At 34.9% G+C, this 22249-nt stretch carries 17 protein-coding genes and 1 tRNA gene; 13 read left to right on the forward strand and 5 right to left on the reverse strand.

The window, feature by feature from the left end:
- From AC59HC_RS15400 to AC59HC_RS15445, 10 genes are all read left to right on the forward strand, one after another.
- The gene (locus AC59HC_RS15400) at positions 1-543 is read left to right on the forward strand and encodes a hypothetical protein (protein ID WP_202838915.1); all 543 of its coding nucleotides are present in this window, start codon (positions 1-3) and stop codon (positions 541-543) included.
- A gap of 49 nt (positions 544-592) precedes the next feature.
- Positions 593-832 carry a hypothetical protein gene (locus AC59HC_RS15405; protein ID WP_202838916.1) on the forward strand — a complete coding sequence of 80 codons (240 nt, stop codon included), beginning with the start codon at positions 593-595 and terminating at the stop codon, positions 830-832.
- 23 nt (positions 833-855) lie between these two features.
- On the forward strand, positions 856-1650 hold the full coding sequence (locus tag AC59HC_RS15410) for a hypothetical protein (protein ID WP_482400074.1): 795 nt from the start codon (positions 856-858) through the stop codon (positions 1648-1650).
- Positions 1651-1668: 18 nt separating this feature from the next.
- Positions 1669-5901, forward strand: a complete 4233-nt coding sequence (locus tag AC59HC_RS15415) for a hypothetical protein (RefSeq protein ID WP_496558941.1) — start codon at positions 1669-1671, stop codon at positions 5899-5901.
- 15 nt (positions 5902-5916) lie between these two features.
- Complete coding sequence (locus AC59HC_RS15420) at positions 5917-7164, forward strand: hypothetical protein (RefSeq protein WP_411413919.1); 1248 nt, start codon at positions 5917-5919, stop codon at positions 7162-7164.
- Between the two features lie 46 nt (positions 7165-7210).
- The gene (locus AC59HC_RS15425; protein WP_429813227.1) at positions 7211-8413 is read left to right on the forward strand and encodes a hypothetical protein; all 1203 of its coding nucleotides are present in this window, start codon (positions 7211-7213) and stop codon (positions 8411-8413) included.
- Between the two features lie 48 nt (positions 8414-8461).
- The gene (locus AC59HC_RS15430; protein WP_496558942.1) at positions 8462-9739 is read left to right on the forward strand and encodes a hypothetical protein; all 1278 of its coding nucleotides are present in this window, start codon (positions 8462-8464) and stop codon (positions 9737-9739) included.
- Positions 9740-10006: 267 nt separating this feature from the next.
- Entirely contained in the window at positions 10007-10213 is a 207-nt protein-coding gene (locus AC59HC_RS15435) for a hypothetical protein (RefSeq protein ID WP_202838919.1), read from the forward strand.
- Positions 10214-10504: 291 nt separating this feature from the next.
- Positions 10505-12433, forward strand: coding sequence for a glucosamine-6-phosphate deaminase (gene nagB / locus AC59HC_RS15440; RefSeq protein WP_496558943.1), 1929 nt, complete (start codon positions 10505-10507; stop codon positions 12431-12433).
- A 9-nt stretch (positions 12434-12442) separates the two neighbouring features.
- Positions 12443-12598 (forward strand): hypothetical protein, encoded by a 156-nt coding sequence (locus tag AC59HC_RS15445; protein ID WP_496558944.1) that lies wholly within the window; start codon positions 12443-12445, stop codon positions 12596-12598.
- A gap of 83 nt (positions 12599-12681) precedes the next feature.
- Here AC59HC_RS15445 and AC59HC_RS15450 read toward each other — a convergent pair.
- The 3 genes from AC59HC_RS15450 to AC59HC_RS15460 form a co-directional block, all read right to left on the reverse strand.
- A tRNA-Phe gene (locus AC59HC_RS15450) sits at positions 12682-12754 on the reverse strand.
- A 109-nt stretch (positions 12755-12863) separates the two neighbouring features.
- The gene (locus tag AC59HC_RS15455) at positions 12864-14705 is read right to left on the reverse strand and encodes a bifunctional lysophospholipid acyltransferase family protein/GNAT family N-acetyltransferase (RefSeq protein ID WP_496558945.1); all 1842 of its coding nucleotides are present in this window, start codon (positions 14703-14705) and stop codon (positions 12864-12866) included.
- Between the two features lie 22 nt (positions 14706-14727).
- On the reverse strand, positions 14728-15966 hold the full coding sequence (locus tag AC59HC_RS15460; RefSeq protein WP_496558946.1) for an aspartate kinase: 1239 nt from the start codon (positions 15964-15966) through the stop codon (positions 14728-14730).
- A 323-nt stretch (positions 15967-16289) separates the two neighbouring features.
- Between AC59HC_RS15460 and fbp the strand changes: the two genes are divergently transcribed.
- Together fbp and menC are read left to right on the forward strand one after the other, a co-directional pair.
- Positions 16290-17306: a class 1 fructose-bisphosphatase gene (gene fbp / locus AC59HC_RS15465; RefSeq protein ID WP_047378567.1), complete on the forward strand. Its 1017-nt coding sequence runs from the start codon at positions 16290-16292 to the stop codon at positions 17304-17306.
- Positions 17307-18311, forward strand: a complete 1005-nt coding sequence (gene menC / locus AC59HC_RS15470) for an o-succinylbenzoate synthase (RefSeq protein ID WP_496558947.1) — start codon at positions 17307-17309, stop codon at positions 18309-18311.
- Positions 18312-18324: 13 nt separating this feature from the next.
- Here the strand turns inward: menC and AC59HC_RS15475 are convergent, their stop codons facing one another.
- Positions 18325-18492 (reverse strand): bacteriocin-like protein, encoded by a 168-nt coding sequence (locus tag AC59HC_RS15475; protein ID WP_171006348.1) that lies wholly within the window; start codon positions 18490-18492, stop codon positions 18325-18327.
- A gap of 447 nt (positions 18493-18939) precedes the next feature.
- Positions 18940-20070, reverse strand: coding sequence for an alpha/beta hydrolase (locus AC59HC_RS15480; RefSeq protein WP_110010150.1), 1131 nt, complete (start codon positions 20068-20070; stop codon positions 18940-18942).
- A gap of 152 nt (positions 20071-20222) precedes the next feature.
- Here AC59HC_RS15480 and AC59HC_RS15485 point away from each other — a divergent pair, with 152 nt between their 5' ends.
- Complete coding sequence (locus AC59HC_RS15485) at positions 20223-21896, forward strand: glutamine--tRNA ligase/YqeY domain fusion protein (protein WP_110010149.1); 1674 nt, start codon at positions 20223-20225, stop codon at positions 21894-21896.
- The last annotated feature ends 353 nt before the right edge of the window (positions 21897-22249 follow it).

Raw genomic sequence — 22249 nt, forward strand, 5'->3', positions numbered from 1 at the left:
ATGAAAATAAAAACTCTTCTCACATTAATTTTTACAGCCCTAATCTTAATAAGCTGTAATAAAAATAAAGATTTGGGCGGATATAGGGAAAATTATAGTTTAGAAAGCGGCTCTGTCATTATTGATACAACCGCATTTAAAAATTTTGTAGGAGAGATTCCCCAATCATTTAATAAAAATGTACATCAGCTTAGCAAAAAAATAACCTTTAAAATAAACCATTCAGACGGTATTGATCTGAAAGGAAACAGGATATTAATTACTCTGGAAAATGAAAATATTTATTTTGGAGAGTATCATCAGGATATAGCGGTCAATGTTGGCTATGATCAGCCTTATTATGCAAGTTTAAGGTTTTATATCATAAATGATAAAAATAAAACTATTAACAAGTTTACTTCAGATCTTCACTATCCGATTTTTAAAAAACAATATAATGAAGCAGATGTTAAGCTTTTGTCTGACTCAAAAAGGATATACACTGATTTACAAACATCATATGAAATTACTAATATCCCGGATGAAATAGCTGAGAAGAAATAAAGCACTGAATCATAAGTAATACAATTAATAAAATTTTTATTCCGGAAATATGAAGAAAAGAATAATAACTGCAGGAGGATTTATAGGAATATTATTCTCAATATGGGATTCAGTAAGTGATAGAGTGGATTCTGCTTTATCAAAGGATCATTTAACTGGATTTATTTTCCATTCGGTTTTTAGTATGAAAACATTGAGATATCTGTTGATTGGTGGGATCTCAGGATGGATAATAAGTTTAATGATTCATAAAATAAATGAGCTGTATCGTGAATGGAATGACTTTTAAACAGCCGGTAATAACAAAACAGTATGGTAGAAACAAGAGTAAAGCCTTTTCAGAAATATACTTCAGAAACCCACCAATATCAGGTGGAAAATGCTCTTGAGATACAGTTTGGAGAAGCAAAAGGATTCTATTCATCTTTTAAAATTACCCTTCAGGAAAAGGTAAATGAGGACCATACAAAAAACTGGGAGATAGAGAAAATGGAAGATTCTCCTTTCCCATCAGAAAATAAATTTATGGAAATCCTACATGTGCTGGAGCAGAGTTCCTATCCTGTGGAAATAAAAGTGGATGAAAAGGGTAGTTTTCTTGGCGCTGCAGATCATCAGAAAAATATTGGAGACTGGAAATTCAAAACAGCCGGACTTCAGGAAAAATACCAGAATGCAGATGTTTTCAGAAACCAATATCTGACCACATTTGAAGATGAAGCGGTCTTTTATAAAAATAAACTGAAAGAGCCCTTTTGGAACCTGTTGCTGTTCGCTCCTTATTATGTTGATAATGGAGAAAGAAATGATGAATCCATTGTTTGGAATATCAAAGGAATCGGGGATGTAGAATGTACTGGAATTATCATTGCCAAACAGAGAGAATATGGATTTGAAGCCTTTTTTACCTCTGAAATCAAAGTTCCGGTTCATATAAAAGAAGAATTGGACAAAAAATACCTGTATCAGACGGGATCGTATCAGGTAAAATTAAATATACAAATGGAATATAATTCCCGAAAAAAACAGTATTCCAAAAAGAGCGCTGACTTTATATTGTCAGATGGAGAAAAAACAGTATACCGGGAAACGATCACAATGACTTAATCTTTATGAACAAATGACATGGCGGATAAAGGATACATCATTATAGAAGGAGCCACTGCGTACTGCAGCAGCTCTGTAACCAACAACTCCAATGGTACGGCCGTTCCGATGGAAGTGAAAAGCCAGAAAAAAAAACTGGGCAAAAACAAATATTTTGCACAAAATAAACCTGTAGCGACTTATCTTGATGATAAAGCAGATAGTTTCGGAGGCGGAAACGGATTCGGGAACTGCAAAGGTTCAGACGGGAAAACCTATCCTTGTAAAGGCAAATGCAATATCAAATATAAAGACTACTACGAAAACGTAGAATTCAATAAGAGTATGAAAATCCTGTTGGATGCTTCTACAGGGAACTGTCCGGGATATGGTGTTCCCGGAACAATTGCTTTTGCAACCACCGGGCAGGCCAATAATGTTTCACAGATAGATGTCAAAGAAGCTGATGAGTTTTCAGTAGCCAATACTTCGCCACAATGGCCGTCATCCTCTGCTTCTCAGGCAAGCATAGCAGTGTCATCCATTTCAATGGTAAGACCGATACCGAGTGATAAATTAAGTGGTACTTATTACTATATCAAAGGAATGAATGGCCCGCTTCTTCCTATTATGAACCCTTTTGGTGGTGATAACCTGGACTTAAAAGCCCAGTTCAAAGGTGATGAGAAAAAAATCATCTGGGCGTTGTTCAAAGGGGAAGGAACAAAAGATAAAATAAAAACATTTATTGGATTGGGAAGCAGTTTCAGCCAATCCATGAGTAAAATATTCGATGGACTTACAGAAGGAAAGTACCGGCTGGAAGCTTATGGTAAAAAAGCAGGCGATGCCAAATGCTCTCTCAATGTGGAAGTTATACAGGATTTTGTTAAGAAAATTGTTAGTCCAGGTTCTTCAACGTTGATTAATATTCCTTTACCTCTATCCATTGAACGTAAACTCAACAGTACAACAGATCAGGCAAAAATACTGAACAGAGGATTCTTTATGCCTGTAAATACCGTTCACTGGACTGTAAAGCAGGGAACAGCTGTTCTGTATAACAGTTCTTCCGGAGCTTCTTCATCACACCTTGTTTCTGTAACGGGTGCTAGCGATCGTGTCATTCTTACCTTTAAAAATGCCGGTAAATATACGGTAGAAGCATTTACAGATCCCACAGATCCCAAACCGCAATCTGTGGAGATTAAGATTGAAAACAGTCTGGGTGTCATGGGAGTAAAAGGAGAACCGGGTCTGGTGAGATTCAGTGATACCATTAAAGTGCAGGCTTCGAAGTTTAATGTCAATTATATGCCTTCGGGCACTTCCGTATATTGGTATCTTAAAAAGGAAGGTATAGGAAGAGTAGCTTTATTTGAAAACTCTCCTTCCTTCAGAACAGGTACAATCAATAAAAAGGTAGCTGAACTTCTGTATAATGATGCAAAACTGGGCAGCAATCAATATTTCGGGAAATATATACTCGAAGCTTATGCTAATCCTTTGGGAGCGGGAAAGCAGCCTGGTTTTTCCGGATCAGACTGTTTTAATTTTGAGGTGATTCAAAATGTCATAGATAAATTTACCCTTCCGGCAGCTAATATTCCGAAAGGAACAAAAATAAAATATACGGCAACGGCAAGAATTGCTGCGCTGGTTGGCAATGAAGCCATAAAAATAGAAGTTCCTGATACAGTGACCAATAACGGAGACGGGACCATTACATTCAATGATCTCGGCGAATACACTATTTCTGCCTATTTAACAGGAGATTATACCGATGGAAAGAAAATAGAAGCGAAAGTAAAAGTTTCTGAACCTGCTGTAAAAAGGGCGCTGTGGGCTTATGGAACCGGTGTGAAACGTACCGAAACAGGATTCGGAGAGGAAACCTATGGATTTATTGAAATTGACGGACTGCAGAATCAGACGTTAAAAGTAAAAATCTGGGTAAAAGGCGAAGGTGATGATTTCTATAAAGAGAAAGATAAATACATGCTGGAAGAGAAAACAGTTACTCTTAATAACGAAGGCAAAGCTTCATTCCTTATCATCACGAATGATGATTACAAGAAAAAATTGCTGGCTGCTATCCCTAAAACGACAGAAAATCCGAACCCGTCTTACCGTCTGGTATTCACGGTAGAGCTTCAGGCAGCTTCATCTGCGGATATTGTACTTCCGGGAAATATTACCATTCAGGGAACGAAACCTGTGGTGGTAGACAGCACCACAACTTATCTTGAAGTTTTGGATTCCAATGAAGAACTGACCATCACTTCCGAACAGAAAATTGTATCGATTATGTTCTCTACCGAAGATGGTAAAGATATTCAGCGGATGCAGACTTTCTATGGCAAAACCCATAAGCTTTGGGTTCATACCGTTAATATGACGGAAGAAACTCTGAAGATTGATGTGCTGAAGGAGATTCCCAAAGAAGGATTAAACGAAAAAGATCATATCACCTATACCCACGAAAGCAAACAAAGTTATAACGAGGAAAAAACAGGAAAAGACGGCCTGCTGGAAGTGGCCTTCACCGCAAAAGAAGAATGGAAAAATCCACCGAAAAACTTTGACTATTACATCGCGCAGGTTTCCCGCCAGGTACAGGATCCCGCAGATCCCAAAAAGAAAGTCTGGAAAATAGAAAAAAGCCAGTTTACGATCAACAGTACACTTCCGGCCGATCTGGTTAGAACAGAGGATATGGAAAAACTGGGGATTAAAGCGTATAAAAAAGACGGAACCCCCTTTACAAAAGAAGAAATGCTGGAACTAAGAAAGCAGTTTATCTTCTACGAAAGTGGCTGTCTTAAAGTATCTCAGAAAGAGACCCCCGAAGCTATTGATAATGATGTGATGCCTGTGGTGGTGGAAATGGCGGAGGTACAAAAAGAGGGTGAAAATGGTTGCCCAAGATGTAAAGCTGAAATTACAGTTGATATCCTCAAAAGAGTGTATAAAAATGCTAAGAATGAAGATTTGCAAGAATTAGCATTAACTTTAAACAAATACAGAAATATTTTCGAATTAAACACTTGTGCAAGAAAAGCTCATTTTTTTGCACAATCATTACAAGAAGCAGGAACCAGTTTGAAAGGAGGTCTCCATGGTGAGAGTTTGGATTATGCAGCGGAAGATCTACCAAAACATTTTAAAAATTTTAGAGCAAATCCTGAACTAGGTAAACAAAGTCCACCTAATGATCTAGCATATGAATATGGTAGAAGCTCAAAAAATGGATATAAATCTAATGAAAAGAAAATTGCAGAAATAGCATATGGAGGCAGGCTTGGAAATGAATCTGTTGATGATACCTGGAATTTTAGAGGCAGGGGATTGCTACAAATAACAGGAAAAGGTAATTACAAAGAAATTCAGAAAAAAATAGATGAAAAAGCTAGCGATTCTGGGGTTATGATTGCTGACGGGGTAGATAGAGATTATAGCCCTAAGGAAGCTGCAATAACTGGGATGGCAGATTGGTATAAGGACGCTATGTATTTTAAAGCGGATGATACAGGCAAATCACCGGATGATGTGGTAGTTGATTCTGTAGTTGACATATTGAATAAACTTACACCATCAAGATTACACAGAAAAATTTGGTATCGTGGAGGTAAGCTAGATAATTGGGAAGTTAAAGCTAGTGATTCTATGAAAGCAGTATTTAGAGTGGAAGAGTGTGGAAAAGGGGCAGGATTGAACTTGGTAGGAGATGCTCCATGGTTTCAAGTTGCATGGAAAGAGTATGAAAAATATAAAGGACTAAGAGAAATTGATAGTCCTTTAAAGGAAAAGATTACAGAATACTTTGATGTGTCTTCTGCTGCGGGGCTAGGTTATGATTATACAAATCCTTGGTGTGGAGCATTTCTAGCATGGTGTTTCGATCAAACTCAGGATTATAAAAGGATTAATACTGCCAAAAGTGCAGCAGCTTTTGGGTGGAAAGGAAGTACATGGGAAAATGGAGAAGATTGTGAAGCTTTTGTAGGAGCTTTAATAGTTTTTGATTTCTCACACGTGGCATTGATAGCCGGTGAAAATTTAGATGGTACAAGATATGTATATTTGGGAGGAAATCAGGGGAATGGCGAAAAAACGGCAGGGCATCAAAAAATAATTTTGGGCTCTGTTGATAAAAAGAGTAAATCAATTATTGCGATTACTAAGCCTAAAAAATATACAATATCTGACAAAGACAAACAACTTCCAAAGTATGATGTAAATGCTGAAAACTCTAAAGAAAGTTCCAGATAATAAAATATAATTTCTATGAATATAAAAAGTAAAATTAGACTAACAATATATTCCTTATTAATAATGAGCAGTTTAAGCTGCCAGGAAAAAAAGTCCAGTTCAGAAAATAATCAAAAAGCAATAATAAGTATGAATGATGATACTATAATACCAAAAGTTCTCAAGAAGCAGTTGCAGGAGGGGGCAAGTCAATCAATTGATGAAGCAGGAGCTGAACTAGTTAAAATACCATTTGATATTGAAGAACTAGATGCATCAGCTGAAACTGTACAAAAAATATTATTTTCAAATGGATTTAAGGAAATATCTAATAACGAATTTATTGATAAGATTAAAACTGTTTTTGGAAGAATAATAGGTATTAATTCAAGTAATCCATTCTTATACGTAAACTATTTTGATAAATGTGACAGAAGTTTTGTAACTTATAGTAATAATAGTGTTGATTATGAAGGAGGATATATTGACAAAAAAAGAAAACTTTTCACCGACTTTTACTATTTACCTGAAATTATTGATTATCAAAAAGAATATCCCACATTAAGTGATATCGAATCTAGTAAAATTATTAGAAAATCAAGCTCACAAGTCGACGTTGAAATTCCACACTGGAAAGATGTGGTAAATCTAAAAGAGCAAAGAAAAGTAAATAATCAAAGAATTATTGCCAGAAATATGTACTTGTTCAATGATAACAAAACATATATCATTTGGTTAGTAACTCATGATAAAAACTTTATAAAATTATTGGTTAAAAATTTCGGTTATGATAAAGAACCTAAATTTAATGAAATGCTTATTAATGAATATATTCAATCTAAAGATCAATATAAAATAGGTGAACTTATATTTGCCAAAAATTGTAATAAAGAATTAGAAATACGGGATGGGATATTGCAGAGTTTGACTGATACTTATCAAAAGAGCTCTAATCCTAAAGATTTATATGGATTAATGGAGTTTGTTTCCAAATTATTACAAACAGATGAATACAATAATTATTCAGAGAATGAAAAAATTAAAATGGTAGCTTATCTTGCAAATACTTATGATTTCCTGTTCAAAAAAAATCATAGGAATCAGGATGGTTGGGATCTTAGATGGAATATTTTAGGAGCATATTTTGAAGATGATTCAAGAAGTGAGATTAAATGGCCTAAGTTGAAAGGAGAAATGCAGAAAAATAATTATTATAATCTTCCAAATTTAAAAGAAGTAATTAGTTATGCAGAAGGATTTGATAGTGTAGGCGCTCCGGATTAAATTCATAATTAAATATGCTTCTTTTAATTTTTAGACACAATTAGTGATGCAAACTTCAAATATTTTCACAATTATTCTACTACTCATTGCTTGTAATAGTATGGGACAAGATAACAGCATGAATACTATAAATAAGCAATATACAAACTCACAAAATTTAGTTGAAAACATTAAAAAACATATTAAACTACAAGAGAAAATTGAGTCTGATGAAGTGGAATATGATGATTCTTATAATTTGAATGTAGAAGATCTAAAATTAGCTTCTTCTATTATCTATGATGATCTGATCAGTAATGGTTATATTGAACCAAAAGCTGAATCCTTCAACAATAAGATTGAAACTATTTTTTCAATCAGTCATAGTTCTAATAAATGCGTGAGTATTGATCAAACGAATGGGTACATAACAGTATTTGGTAATCACCTTGATGGTAATCCTGGGACACTTGAACAAAGTAAGTATGAACTTTATTCAACTACTCAGAATACTTTTATCAATACTAATAATCAGTTTATTTTTCCAATACTTTTATTAAAGGAATTAATAAATATTAATGGTGATAATTCTTTTAAAATTAAAGTTCCACGATATATTATTGCACGTAATATGTACCTTTTTAATGATAGTAAGCCACAATTCAAATGGCTTATTTTAAATGATCAAAGTTTCATGGAAAGTTTAGTTAAAACTTTCGGATACACAAAAGATCCTGATTTATTAAAATGGGTTATTGAAAGAACGAAATTTGATGAAAAGGATCCCCGGAATTTTGGTAAGCTCTTTTGGGTTAAAGTGTGTAATGGAAAATTCAAACTGCATGCAGATACATTCAAGCTTCTTCAAAAACTCCATATACCAAATGACCCATCTGAAAATAGATTTATTATTGATAATATCAAAAGCTATTTAGAATTTTTAGGACGTGATAAATCCACTGACCTTACAAGAAACGAAAAATTAAAACTAATGGCAAACTTGGCATATTTTGCTGAACAATATAATTATGATAAAAAATTTAATGATGATAATAAGATGATGGCTAGACTTCGTTATTTTTTGAATGATGATGATTTTAAGGTTATAAAAGAAAATAATTTTTTCAGTCTTCCAAAATTTAAAGAATGGTGGGATAGTGCGGATTATGATGCTTATTATGTAGGTGAGTGCGAATATGAAGGAAGTTGCGGTTCGGGATACCAACCTATGGATTATGCAGAATGGAGAAAACAACATCCTAAGAAATAAATATTGAGAGCACAGTTTAAAAGCTGTGCTTTTATTAAAAACACAACGATGATAAAAAGAATTTTATTTTTCCTGGCGGTATTGTTGTTAAATAATTTTCACTCCCAAAATACAGCTGTAAATCCCGATATCTCATTTTTATCCGTTCTGAAATCACAATTGGCAGCTGGTGTAAGTGGAGAGAAAAGTGAGACGGATTATCCAACCTATAACTTTGCATTGAAAGATTTACAAGCTACAGAATCTGTTATAGCAAAAGAATTAGATGATAATGGATATAAAAAACCAAGTGCAGAAGAATTCATTACTAAAATTAATATGATCTTCAAAAGAGTAATTGATCCTAAATCAGAGTCAAAGTATTTACATATCAATTTTGAAGATAAATGTTCGAAGGACCTGAAATTGTATAAAAATTCAAACAGTATCGATGTAAATCCATATAGTACTTATATTTTTAAGAATGGATCTTTCATTTCAGATTTATACAGTATTCCTGAAATAATGGATTATACTAAAAATCCTGAATTATTTCAGTTTGAAAAAGATGCTGAGAATAATAATCATGCAGTAGAGGTGAAAATATATTACTGGAAAGATTTTACAGATTTAAAAGAGATTCGTGAAAGAAATATTAAAACAATTCTTGCCCGCAACCTCTATCTGTTCAATGATAATAAAGCTTGTTATAAATGGCTTACTCTTAATGATTCATATTTTATGGAGGCTTTAGTAAAAACTTTTGGCTACACTCAGGATATGGATTTATTGAAGTGGGTTATTGAAAGAACAAAGTTTGATAAAAAAGATCCGTCTGATTATGGGAATTTGTTTTGGGTAAAGCAATGTGATGAAACAGTAAAAATACATGCTAATACTTTTAAAATTTTACAAGAGATTTATACTCCGGATATAACAAACGATATGTCAAATGAAAATAGATTTTTACTTGATTATATCAAAGGATATATTGAATATTTTGCTGATTTTAATAACAAAGAAACGGGTGTTTCAAAGGAAGATAAAGTTAAAATACTAGCGAATATTGTTTATTTTGCTGAACAATATAAGTATGACAAAAGATTTGTTTCTGGATATGGAGATAACTCTAAGATGATGGGAAGGTTAAGATTCTTTTTAGATCAGGAAGAAGTAGATATTCTACAGAAAAATAATTATTTCAACCTTCCAAAATTTAAAGAATGGTGGGATAATGCAGACTATGATGAATATTTTGTCGAAGAATGTGAGTACAATAGTACTTGCGGTCCAGATAATCAACCTATGAATGTTATAGAATGGCGAAAACAACATCCTAAAAAATAATATATCAAGCACAGTCAGAAATGGGTGTGCTTCTTTTTAATTGTGAAACACAAATTTATACGATGAAAATACTAAATGTTTTGATGGTATCTCTACTATTCGTTAGTGGTAATAATAACGGGCAAGAAAAAAAAGATATTCATTCTATTATTGGTACAAAATACAAGAGTGATAGTATCGTCGAAAATGTCTTAAAAAAAACTTAAACAGGGATCAACCTACACTATTGGTGCAGGACTACCAAAAATTCAATTTGAGACTAAAGAATTGGAAGCAACAGCCATAGTAGCTCATGAATTATTAAATTCAAATGGCTATAATACTCTTGGTACTGAAGATTTTAATAAAAAAATCAAAAATATTTTTGGAAGAATCATTGACTCAGATTCTCAATCACATTTTTTATACGTTAGCTTTTTGGATAAATGTGATAAAGAGTTTGTTATGTATCGTAATAATGGAGTTGATTACTAAACTGAAATTTTAATCATTTTGTGAACTTCCCGAACATTTTTGCTTTGAATGTACCTATGATTTCTACCGGAAACAGTTTGAGAATACAGTTGAACTCCATATAAATAGATATTGCCAATCTTCCGAACGCCACAAATAGACTTTATCTTTTTAACTTTAAAGTATTGATAATTAATTATATAATGATATGATGTATATATGAAGTATCTCTTTTATTTGTTTTTTTATTGAAATTAGAAATACAAGTTCTATATATAATTTAATTTTATCACTTTCCAAAACCAAATTACTATGTTAAAAAGCACAATAGATTCTTCTACAGGATTTGAAAAAAGATTTGAAAAGATAGAAACGGTTATTTTCACGGATTCACTTTCAGCTTCAAAATCAGTAGCAAAAGAGGTTTCAGACCTTATCCGTGTAAAGCAGTCTCAAAAACAACCCTGCATTTTAGGTTTGGCTACCGGCTCCTCACCCAAGAGCTTATACGCTGAATTGGTACGCATGCACAGAGAAGAAGCATTGAGTTTCAAAAACGTAATTGCTTTCAACCTTGACGAATATTATCCTATGGAACCGGATTCCGTACATAGTTATGTTCGTTTTATGAAAGAACTGTTGTTTGATAAAGTAGATATTCTTCCTGAAAACTATCACATTCCTGACGGAACATTATCTAAAGAGGAAATAGCAGATTACTGTACAGAGTACGAACTTAAAATAGAAGCCTTAGGTGGGATAGATTTGCAGATTCTAGGTATTGGCGGTAATGGTCATATCGGGTTTAATGAATCGGGCTCCCTACAAAATTCCAAAACCCGTCTTGTAGCTTTAGATCATATCACAAGAGTAGCAGCAAGCAATGAGTTTTTGGGGCTATCAAATACCCCCAGAACAGCTATTACATTGGGAGTGAAGAAAATAATGGAGGCGAAAAGAGTAATACTATTAGCGTGGGGTGAATCTAAATCAAATATCATCAAAGAGTCTGTAGAAGGTCCTGTTACCAACCTGGTGCCGGCTTCTTATTTGCAGGAACATAAAAACGCAACTTTTGTATTGGATCAGGCAGCAGCTCATAAACTTACCCGAATTAATACGCCATGGCTGGTAGAAAAAATAGAATGGACTGATGCATTAACCCGAAAAGCAGTTTTGGGATTAGCCCAAAAAATAGAGAAACCTATATTAAAGCTTACCGATTCTGACTATATAGAAAACGGAATGAGCGATTTGTTAGCAGACAAAGGTCCTGCTTATAATATCAATATCGAGATTTTCAATAAATTACAACACACCATAACGGGTTGGCCGGGAGGTAAGCCGGGAGCAGATGACAGTAACAGGCCGGAAAGGAAAGCCCCCGCCAAGAAAAGAATCCTGATATTCAGTCCGCATCCGGATGACGATATTATCAGTATGGGCGGAACTTTCATACGGCTGCACCAACAGGGGCATGAAGTTCATGTAGCTTATCAAACTTCCGGTAACATAGCCGTAGCAGATTCTGAAGCATTGCGGTTTGCAAATTTTGTGTGTGATTACAATGAAATGTTTGGCATCGAAAATAATGCAGCGCAAAAGATTTTTGACAAAGCCATCAAATTTTTGCAAAATAAGAGAAACAGTGATATAGATATTCCTGAAGTAAGACATATAAAAGGCTTAATAAGAAAAGGGGAAGCAAGATCTACTTGTTATTACGTGGGAATACCAGACACCCAGATTCATTTTTTGGAAATGCCATTCTATGAAACAGGCAGAATAGAAAAAAAACCATTGAGTACAGAGGATATAGAAATTGTAACAGATATTATAGATAGCGTAAAACCACATCAGATATATGCGGCAGGTGATTTAGCAGATCCTCATGGAACACATAAAGTGTGTCTGGATGCTGTTTTTGAATCTGTTAAAAATTTAAAATCCAAGGAATACATGAAAGATTGTTGGTTATGGCTATACAGAGGAGCATGGAAAGAATGGTCTATAGAAGAAATAGAAATGGCAGTACCATTAAGTCCGGATCAAATTTTGGAAAAACGCTATGGGATTTTCAAACATCAATCTCAAAAAGATGGAGTAGTATTTCAAGGGACAGATATGAGAGAATTCTGGCAGAGAGCAGAAGAAAGAAACAGAGAAACGGCAGAGACCTACCATAAAATGGGACTTGCTACCTATGCTGCCATGGAAGCTTTTGTAAGATGGAAGTTCTAAAAACAGTTCATGTCCTTTAAAAGAAAGAATTTTATCACAAAAATGCAGGTATTGAAATCGAATTTTGATAAATACTTTGGAAGCTACAGATGGAAATTCCCATATTTTGTGTGGGAATTTGTCTACCTACAGCTGTTGGCAGAATATATCGGACACATTAACTAAACTTTTTGTATAGCCCTAATAATTGTGCTTGATCATTACTCCATAAAAACAAAAAAACCTCTGACTAATCAGAGGTTTTAAAGTGGTTTCTCCAGGAATCGAACCAGGGACACATGGATTTTCAATCCATTGCTCTACCAACTGAGCTAAGAAACCAATATATTTTTGTTTGACTTACTTCGTTGTTTTAAAGTGATGCAAAAGTAGTAAGTTTTAGTATACAAAGCAAGTATTCATCGTACTTTTTTTGAATAAAGTTAAAAACTTACTGATTATCAGCTGAATTATTTTCCTGCTCTTTTCTGATCTGTTCACTCATCTCTTCCAATACCGGTTTAATCGTGTTTTCCGGAAGATCACTGATTCGGATATACATCAATCCATCGATCGCATCGTTGAAGTTTGGATCTACGTTGAAAGCAATTACTTTAGCATTTTGTTTAATGTATTTTTTGATCAGAACAGGAAGTCTCAATTCAGGTTCAAGATCATCAATAATCTTGTCCAGCTTATTCAAATCAGACTCCATTTCCTCAAAGAAAATGTTTTTATCTCTGTCACGAAGCTTTACTTTATATTCATTCCTTGGAGTGATATACTGAGCTACTGCGGAATCAAAATAATTGGAACGCATAAACTCAATCATCAGCGATTTTGAGAACTCAGAGAATTTGTTCGAAATACTCACGCCACCCATAAGGAATTTATGATCAGGATTTCTCAGACATACATGCACAATCCCTCTCCATAAAAGGAAGAGTGGAAGAGGTTTCTGCTGATATTCCTGGCAGATGTAAGCACGACCCATTTCAATCACTTTTTTGAAGAAAGGATGAATGTCCTGTTCAAACTCAAATAAAGAGCTTGTATAGAAGCCTTTGATGCCGTATTTCTTCATTACCTCTCTACCCAATGCCATTCTGTAAGCACCAGCCAGTTTTTTCTCACCGTTATCCCATAGGAAAAGATGGTGGTAATGTTTGTCATACTCATCAAGGTCAAATGGAAGATTACTTCCCTCACCTACTGCACGGAAAGTAAGCTCTCTCTGACGTCCGATTTCCCTCATAATAGAAGGGATTTCTTCGTAAGTCGTAAAGTAGATCTCATAATTTCCGTTACTGAAAAGCATTTTATCAGTTCCTCTCAGTTTATCAACATCTTTAATAATGTCTTCCAGAGGAGTTTCATCAATGATATTCTGAACAATGTTTTCTTCCTTCAATAAAGGAAACTTTACCGATAAATTCTGAAGATTGATGCTTTGAGCAAGAGATTTTCTCTTTTCATAGTAAGATTTCATCATATACACCTTACGTTTCAGAAACTCTCCCAATTCCTCAATCGTTTCCATATCATCCATTGCCTTTACGGTAATAGGACGTCCGATTCTGATTCTGATAGGTTTTTCCCTGTCATTCATCATTTCTGCAGGAAGCATCAGAGTCTGTAAATTCGGGTGAAGTTTGGCTATCTGATAAAAAAGTCTGCTGTTCTTGGCATGGAAATACATAGGAACTACCGGCACTTTGGCCATTCTGATAAGCTTAAGTGCCGTCTTTTCCCAATCTTTATCTAAAATTTCGCCGTAAGGGTTGTTTTTGTTGGAAACTTCTCCTGCCGGAAAAATACCTACACAGCCTCCGTTTTGTAAATGCTTGAGTGTTTCACGCATTCCCGAAGAGCTGCTGTAAGCTTCTTTTCTGTTTTCAAAAGGATTTACAGCGATTACATACGGTTCCATAGGTTTGATCTTTTCCAAAAGGAAATTCCCCATTACTTTGAAATCCGGACGAACCTCTGTCAGGATCTTGCACATCAGAATACCGTCAATAGCACCCAGCGGGTGATTGGAAACGAGAATAAACGGTCCCGTTTTCGGAATCTTTGCCAGATCCTCTTCAAAAGCTACATAGCTTAGGTTTCTTTCTCTCACAAATGAGTCGAAAAAGTCTTTGCCTTCCTTGTCTTTTAATTTATCGTATAATTTATTTACTTCGTTTATTTTAGCAATGCTCATCACAGCAGATGCTACCGGGTTCTTGAGAAACCCAATTTTATTTAAGCCGGAAGCTTTGATCAGATCGTTTTTCGAAATTAAACTCATGTGTGTTTAGTCGCAATTAATATTATTGTGTTACCATTTGAAGAGTATTCTTGGAGATTTGTTCCAATAATACATTTTTTTCATGGTAAAATTTATCAATGTGATCCTTCTTCGCATTTCTTACTGTGAATAAAGATACATTTTTAATTGCTTCGGTTTTAAAAATTTTTTGAAGCTCTTCATTGAGCTCATCAATATGATTAAATTTATCCTCAAGGCACAGTGCCAGAGAGATAGCAGAATTCTGCATAAGGGAAACTTTAATTTTGTATTTGGATAAATATCCAAAAATAAGGCTCATGTGATCTTCTGCAATGAAAGAGAAATCTCTTGTAGAGATTTTCAAAAGATCCTGATTTTCTTTCAGAATATAAGATTCTTCCTGTTGATTTTTATCAGAAGCACCCACTTTTGTTCCTTCTTTGGTAGGCTCTACAAAAGATTTTACATAAAAAGGAATGTTTTTTTGCTGTAACGGCTGTAATGTTTTAGGGTGAATTACACTGGCACCATAATAAGCCATTTCTATAGCTTCCTCATAAGAAATATTGGAAAGAAGGGTTACATCACTGAACTTTCTCGGATCTCCGGTCATTACTCCCGGAACATCTTTCCATATCGTCATTGCTTCAGCATTTAAGCAGTAAGCAAAAATGGCGGCGGAGTAGTCGGAGCCCTCTCTTCCTAATGTTACCGTAAAATTGTTGTCGTCAGAACCGATGAATCCCTGAGTTACATAGCAGATTTCAGGATTAAGATGGGAAATAAATTCTTCCGTTCTTGTCCAGTCTACCGTACCTTCCCGGTATGAATTATCCGTTTTTATATAATCCCTGGCATCCAGCCACTGATTTGTAAATTGAATTTCATTCAGATACTCACTCACAATTTTAGTAGAGATCATTTCTCCGCAACTTACCACCTGATCGTATACGAAGTTGTAGTTGGGAGATTTATTTCTTCTTAAAAAAGAATCAATATCATCAAAGAAGAGATTAATTTCAGCAAAAACCGCATGATTTTCAGGAAAAAGTCCTTCCGCAATCTCCATGTGTTTTCGTTTTATCTTTTCGATCTCAGTTTGATAGTTATCTTTTTTGAAATACAGTTCTACAACTTTTTCCAACTCATTTGTAGTCTTGCCCATTGCTGAAATTACCAGCAAGCATTTGGCAAATCCCTGGCTTTTTAGAACCATGGACACATTTTTTACACTGTCAGCATCTTTTACGGATGCTCCACCAAACTTGAAAATTTTCATTAAATTGTTAAAAATAAAATTGTTAGATAAAAAATTACATGAGTTTTTTACGGACGTCAAAATTATAAATTTACAACGAGATATGAAATAGCCTGGCGCAGAGATAGAATTAAGATTTCCTTAAAATCAACAAATAATGAAATAATTTATTTTTTTGTGGGTTTTAGCAAACAAATTTGGAGGTGTAATTTTTAATAATGACCAGGTGTTATGTTATGTTTTATTTGTATTGTGTTGAAATACAGTACTTAATCTCTTTTTTAATTAAATTTTCTTAATGCAATAAATTTTCCGAAATTTGGGCAAAACGTAAAAAGAAAAATATGTCAAATCAACCATTACAGACTTTAGGAGAATTTCTTATAGATAAACAGGACGATTTTCAGTATTCTACAGGTGAATTCTCTCGTCTTCTAAGTGCAATAAGATTGGCTTCGAAAGTGGTAAACAGAGAAGTAAATAAAGCCGGAATCGTAGATATTACAGGGGCTGCAGGAAACCAAAACGTTCAGGGAGAAGAGCAGCAGAAATTAGACGTTATCGCTAACGAAATTTTTATTACGGCTTTGTCTCAGAGAGAGGTTGTTTGTGGTATTGCTTCTGAAGAAAATGATGACTTTATTGATATTAAATGTGGTGAAAACGGACATTTGAGTAAATATGTTGTATTAATTGATCCTTTGGACGGATCTTCCAATATTGACGTAAATGTTTCCGTAGGAACTATTTTCTCGATCTACAGGAGAGTTACAGAACCTGGAACACCGGTACAGTTGGAAGACTTTTTACAGAAAGGAATCAACCAGATTGCTGCAGGATATGTTATTTACGGTTCATCTACCATGATTGTTTACACAACAGGAAATGGAGTAAACGGATTTACATTAGATCCATCTTTAGGAACATATTATCTTTCTCATCCTAACATGACTTTCCCAAAAACGGGTAAAATCTATTCTATTAACGAAGGTAACTATATCAAATTTCCTCAGGGTGTAAAAAACTACCTTAAATACTGCCAGATGGAAGAAGGTGACCGCCCATATACTTCAAGATATATCGGTTCTTTGGTAGCAGACTTCCACAGAAACATGCTGAAAGGAGGTATTTATATTTATCCTTCTTATTCACAAGCTCCGAATGGTAAATTAAGACTTTTATACGAATGTAATCCAATGGCCTTCCTGGCAGAGCAGGCAGGAGCAAAAGCAACCGATGGATTCAGAAGAATTCTTGAAATAGAACCTACAGAACTTCACCAGAGAATTCCTTTCTTCTGTGGAAGTATCGACATGGTGGAAAAAGCAGAAGAGTTTATGCGTATCGACAGCGTAAAATAAATGGAAGCAACTTACTTACAATATTTATTACAATTTAAGCGCCCGAGTGGAACATCTCGCGGCGTTTTGCTTGATAAAGAAACCTTCATTCTGACAATTTCCGAAGAGGGAAGAAAAGGAGTAGGGGAATGTGCTGTTTTCAGAGGACTGAGTTTTGATGACAGGCCTGATTATGAAGAAAAACTGAAGTGGCTTTGTGAAAATATTAATCAGGACAGCGTTTTTTTGAAGCAGGAACTGAAAGAGTTTCCTTCAATTTGGTTTGGATATGAACAGGCCATTCAGAATCTAAAATATGGAGGCAGCCTATATTTTCCAAGTGAATTTACTGAAGGAAAGTCTGCCGTTACCATCAACGGTCTGATATGGATGGGCGACGCAACATATATGGAAGAACAGATTCAGGAAAAACTGGAAAAAGGCTTTCACTGTATCAAATTAAAAATAGGTGTGGATTGGAAATCTGAGCATATTATTCTTCAGAAATTAAGAGAAAAGTTTTCCAAAGATCAGTTGGAACTGCGTGTGGATGCCAATGGAGGTTTCAGTAAAAACGAGGCGGTGATGGTTTTACAGCAGCTTGCTGATCTTCATATCCATTCCATTGAGCAGCCTATCAAGGCCGGAAATTGGGATGAAATGGCTGAGTTATGTGAAAAAACACCTACTCCGATTGCATTGGATGAAGAACTGATTGGAATGATAGATCCTGAAAAGAAGAAACAGCTTTTGGAAACAATCAAGCCGCAATATATTATCTTGAAACCTGCATTAGTAGGAGGTTTTTCAGGTTCTGATGAATGGATTTCCCTTGCAGAAAATCAGAATATAAGCTGGTGGATTACTTCAGCATTAGAAAGTAATATTGGATTGAATGCCATTGCTCAGTATACTTTTACCAAAAAAAATCCAATGCCTCAAGGTTTAGGCACTGGAGCTTTATTTGTCAATAATTTTGAATCCGTTTTAGAACTCAGAAATGAGCTGCTTTGGTTCAAAATATAACTGAAAAAGTTAATTAGCATAATGGTGGAGGTGAATCCGGACATGTAGTTTGCCCACAGTAATCAGGTGCCCATGCTCTGCAGCACATCGCTGCCGGATCCCAGTTGTTGCACCCAAGCGGTGGTCTTCCCCCTTTGACTTTTTTCAATTCTCCTCTTTTGATTTTCTTTAGATTTTTCATGTTATTGATTTTATTTGATTGGTAAGTAAATGTCGATAACTTTTTTGAATTATACAACATGTGGGGAATTATTTAATATTATTTAACAATTCCCCTTAAATATTTAGATAGTATTGAATATGGATTTGGTTGGTTTCAGTTTTTCACCTGCAATCCCTTCCTGTTCAGAATATTTGAATTTTTTTTAATCCGGTCTGTAGGAGGACCTGGCAGTTATAGATCGAATATTTTGTTGATTTAGAGGTTGTTACTCAATTAAATCACATCTTTTACGAAAATGGCTTTCTTTATATAGTTTAATATATTAGAAAACCTTTTTTTAATCTGTCCCATAATTAAAAATTGTAATTCCCTAACAAATGAATTAGCAATCATTGTGCCATACTGCTATTTTTTAGCTGATTTTTAACGTATAATTCATTTTTTGGAGATTATTTTAATTATTTGTTAAGAAAAAATTGTGAAAATGTTTTCATTATCTTTAGACCTGTTGGAAATAAGATTTCTGTCAATTCCATATAAATTTTGGAAAATATCATGCTGTACCTGCGAACTGGAAAGATATCCCCAATGGTTTCCTGCTTCATATTTAAAATTGTTAAGCAGATCATCTTTTACAAAGGTACAGTCGATGACAGACACAATATCTTTATATTGATCAATACCGCTCGGACCATTTTTACCCAGCCTTGGGGTGAGAATATTTTTCGTAAACTGAGAAGCCGCCAGAATAATATCCTGTCTGTTTAAGTAAATAGAAATCCTGTTAGCCAGTAAGGGCAGCTTATTAAATGAATCCTCAGCATCTTCAAATACTTTATAGCTCACATCAGCATTTAACAGGAGAACCTGGTCGATAACACGAAGGATATTTTCCCTTTTAAGGCTGTATAACATACTTTGAAGCACTCTGTTTCCCATAGAGTGAGCCACAAGATGTATTCTTTGATTGCAGGGAGCAAGATCCCGGTTGGAAAAAATATCTTTTAAAAATTGAGTATAGAAATAGAACAATCTCATCAAAGATGTTCCCGAATTGATGCTGGAAGCTTTATCATCAAAATAACTCAACGGGATTATACTGCCGGAGGCGGGCCAGCTTACAAATAAAATATGCTCCACAGGAGAGGCTGGATTATCAATAAATATTTTTTTCAGATCAAGTATAGCTTTTAATTCATCATCAAAATCATATAAATAACCATGGATGAATATCATGACATCACTTCTGTCTTTGGTAGAAGACATGTTTTTGTACAGTTCATAAAACATTCTTTGGGTTCCGCCAAGATTATTGGCTGTAAGAGAGGATTTTTTAATTCCTTTTTCGCTCAGTAGGACCTCCAGAACTTCTTCATAACCCTGTTTTTCGGGTTCAGAAAAAAGCTTGTAATTTAAAATATTTCTGTTGGTATAATCCTTTTTCTTTTTGATTTGTGCTGAAGGCTCCTTATAATTCTCAAAATCGCACCTGGCGATTCTGAAATTAGGAATCGAGTATTCTTCATTGGAAAAAGAGTCTACTCTTTCACCTTTATGCCGGATAATTTTCCGGTTGCTTAAGATATAAACAGCCATAACGGTTAATGGTTAAAATGGTATTAGCTTTCCGAAATTAGTGAAAAATATTGAAATACAATAGGTAAGGCATTTAAATTACCACTTTTACAAAAGCTTATTTTTCCGTAACTTTGTGAAACTTTTTTTGCTAAAAAATAAAAGCTACTTTAATGGAAGAAGAAAAAAAATCACTCAATTTTATTGAGCAAATTATAGAAGATGATCTGGCAAACGGTCTGAAAAGAGAGCAGATTCGTTTCCGTTTTCCGCCTGAACCTAATGGTTACCTGCATGTAGGGCATACAAAAGCCATCTGCATCAATTTTGGGCTGGGCGAAAAATACAATGCTCCAGTAAACCTTCGTTTCGACGATACGAACCCTGAAAAAGAAGAACAGGAATTCGTAGACTCTATTATGAAAGACGTTGAATGGCTGGGTTTCAAATGGGATAAAGTTTTGTATGCATCCGATTACTTCCAGCAGCTTTACGATTGGGCAGTTCAGTTAATTAAAGAAGGAAAAGCTTATGTAGATGAGCAGCCTTCTGAAGTGATTACCGAGCAAAGAAAAAATCCTGCAGAGCCGGGAATTGAATCTCCATACAGAAACCGTCCTGTTGAAGAATCGTTAGATTTATTCGAAAGGATGAAAAACGGAGAGTTTGAAAGCGGTTCGATGTCTCTTCGTGCAAAAATCGACATGGTTTCGCCTAATATGAATATGCGTGACCCGGTGATGTACAGAATTTTGAATAAACCTCACCACAGAACAGGTACAGCCTGGAAAATTTATCCTATGTACGACTGGGCTCATGGTGAATCCGATTATATCGAACAGGTTTCACATTCCCTTTGTTCTCTGGAGTTTGAAAATCACAGACCGTTGTACAACTGGTATCTTGACCAGGTGTATGAAGAAGGAAAGGTTAAAAACAAGCAGAGAGAATTTGCAAGGATGAATGTTTCCTATATGATTACTTCCAAAAGAAAGCTGCAGAGACTGGTTGCTGAAGGGGTCGTAACCGGATGGGATGATCCTAGAATGCCTACTATCTCTGGGATGAGAAGAAAAGGATTTACTCCGGCTTCTATCAGAAACTTTATTGAAAAAGTAGGGGTTGCGAAAAGAGAAAACCTTATTGAAATTCAGCTGCTTGATTTCTGCGTGCGTGAAGACCTGAATAAGGTTGCCAAGCGTGTGATGGCAGTAGTAGATCCAGTGAAATTAGTGATCGAAAACTATCCGGAAGATAAGGAAGAATGGTTAGAAACTGAGAATAATCCTGAACAGGAAGATGCAGGGACAAGAGAAGTACCATTCTCAAGAGAAATCTATATTGAACGTGAAGACTTCAAGGAAGAAGCTAACAATAAATTCTTCAGACTTAAATTAGGAGGAGAAGTTCGTTTGAAGTCTGCTTACATCATCAAAGCTGAAAGAGTGGAGAAGGATGAAAATGGTGAGATTACAACGATCTACGCTACGTATGATGAGAAGAGTAAGTCAGGAAGCGGAACAGAGGAAAGTTTAAGAAAAGTAAAAGGAACTTTACATTGGGTATCTGCAAAACATGCTATTCCTGTAGAAGTAAGAATCTACAACCAACTGTTTACAGTGGAACAGCCTGATGCGGAAAAAGATGTAGACTTCTTGAACTTCATCAATCCTGAGTCTGTAACTACAGTGAAAGGATTTGCTGAACCGAGCCTGAAAGAAGTTGCTGTAGGAGAACCATTACAGTTCCAGAGAATCGGATATTTTACAAAAGATCAGGATTCTACTGAAGATACCTTGGTATTCAACAGAACAGTAACATTGAAAGATTCTTATAAACCTGAATAACTTTCAGGAATAGATCATAAAACAAAAAGCAGGACTTCAAATGAAGTCCTGCTTTTTGTTGTTTTTGTTGGAATACGCAACGGCGCAAAGAAATTCATTCATTCTGAATATTTTTAAGACGCGAGGAAATCGAAGATTTCCGGCATGTGTTATACTAATTAATTGATAAATGTTCTAAGCTCCAGGGATCAACAAATATCAATTTTATCGTAGATAAAATCTTTGCGTCTTAAAAACGGGTTAAAAAATAAACTTGCGCCTGCGAATTCCAACAGACAAAATTAAATCAGAATTAATCTTAAGAATAATTGATAAGAAAAAATCAGGACTTGCATTGAAGTCCTGATTTATTT

The organism is Chryseobacterium sp. DZ-32, assembly GCF_059587025.1.

Bases quoted from the DNA above. Each gene is read 5' to 3' on its own strand.
- AC59HC_RS15400 (WP_202838915.1), top strand. From the start codon at position 1: ATGAAAATAAAAACTCTTCTCACATTAATTTTTACAGCCCTAATCTTA.
- AC59HC_RS15485 (WP_110010149.1), top strand. From the start codon at position 20,223: ATGGAAGAAGAAAAAAAATCACTCAATTTTATTGAGCAAATTATAGAA.
- AC59HC_RS15475 (WP_171006348.1), bottom strand. From the start codon at position 18,492: ATGAAAAATCTAAAGAAAATCAAAAGAGGAGAATTGAAAAAAGTCAAA.
- AC59HC_RS15460 (WP_496558946.1), bottom strand. From the start codon at position 15,966: ATGAAAATTTTCAAGTTTGGTGGAGCATCCGTAAAAGATGCTGACAGT.
- fbp (WP_047378567.1), top strand. From the start codon at position 16,290: ATGTCAAATCAACCATTACAGACTTTAGGAGAATTTCTTATAGATAAA.
- menC (WP_496558947.1), top strand. From the start codon at position 17,307: ATGGAAGCAACTTACTTACAATATTTATTACAATTTAAGCGCCCGAGT.
- nagB (WP_496558943.1), top strand. From the start codon at position 10,505: ATGTTAAAAAGCACAATAGATTCTTCTACAGGATTTGAAAAAAGATTT.
- AC59HC_RS15425 (WP_429813227.1), top strand. From the start codon at position 7,211: ATGCAAACTTCAAATATTTTCACAATTATTCTACTACTCATTGCTTGT.
- AC59HC_RS15445 (WP_496558944.1), top strand. From the start codon at position 12,443: ATGTCCTTTAAAAGAAAGAATTTTATCACAAAAATGCAGGTATTGAAA.
- AC59HC_RS15410 (WP_482400074.1), top strand. From the start codon at position 856: ATGGTAGAAACAAGAGTAAAGCCTTTTCAGAAATATACTTCAGAAACC.
- AC59HC_RS15455 (WP_496558945.1), bottom strand. From the start codon at position 14,705: ATGAGTTTAATTTCGAAAAACGATCTGATCAAAGCTTCCGGCTTAAAT.
- AC59HC_RS15415 (WP_496558941.1), top strand. From the start codon at position 1,669: ATGGCGGATAAAGGATACATCATTATAGAAGGAGCCACTGCGTACTGC.
- AC59HC_RS15405 (WP_202838916.1), top strand. From the start codon at position 593: ATGAAGAAAAGAATAATAACTGCAGGAGGATTTATAGGAATATTATTC.
- AC59HC_RS15430 (WP_496558942.1), top strand. From the start codon at position 8,462: ATGATAAAAAGAATTTTATTTTTCCTGGCGGTATTGTTGTTAAATAAT.
- AC59HC_RS15480 (WP_110010150.1), bottom strand. From the start codon at position 20,070: ATGGCTGTTTATATCTTAAGCAACCGGAAAATTATCCGGCATAAAGGT.
- AC59HC_RS15420 (WP_411413919.1), top strand. From the start codon at position 5,917: ATGAATATAAAAAGTAAAATTAGACTAACAATATATTCCTTATTAATA.